The 352-nt window shown below is 23.0% G+C and carries 1 pseudogene; it reads right to left on the reverse strand.

Features of this window, described 5'->3' with window-relative positions:
- Positions 1-352 (reverse strand): annotated as a pseudogene (locus tag CAMP5060_RS08205) (hypothetical protein); the annotation flags it as partial.

The raw sequence follows: 352 nt of genomic DNA on the forward strand, positions 1-352 counted from the left end.
AAAACAACCTTTTCATTTCTTATTTCTTCACTTAAGTCTAAATAATGAAAAACTAAATAAATAATCTCTAATTCTTCTTCAAAAATAATTAAATGATTTCTAATAGGATTAGAAAGCAAAGCTTTATATAAAATTCCATTACCTAAACCATAAAAAAATAAAACAGGATATCTTAAATACTCTCCATTGAAAAGTTTTAAACTTTCATCTAATTCTTTTAAAGGATCTTTATAAACAAATTCTTTTCTTTTTTTATCTAATATATTAATATCTAAATTATCACTACTTCCTTGAAAAAGTTCAAATTGCTCACACTCTTTAAGCTCTCGTAGCTTTAAAGCCAAAGGTTGAT

The organism is Campylobacter sp. 1569, from assembly GCF_024723675.1.
GTDB classification, from domain to species: Bacteria; Campylobacterota; Campylobacteria; order Campylobacterales; family Campylobacteraceae; genus Campylobacter_D; species Campylobacter_D jejuni_C.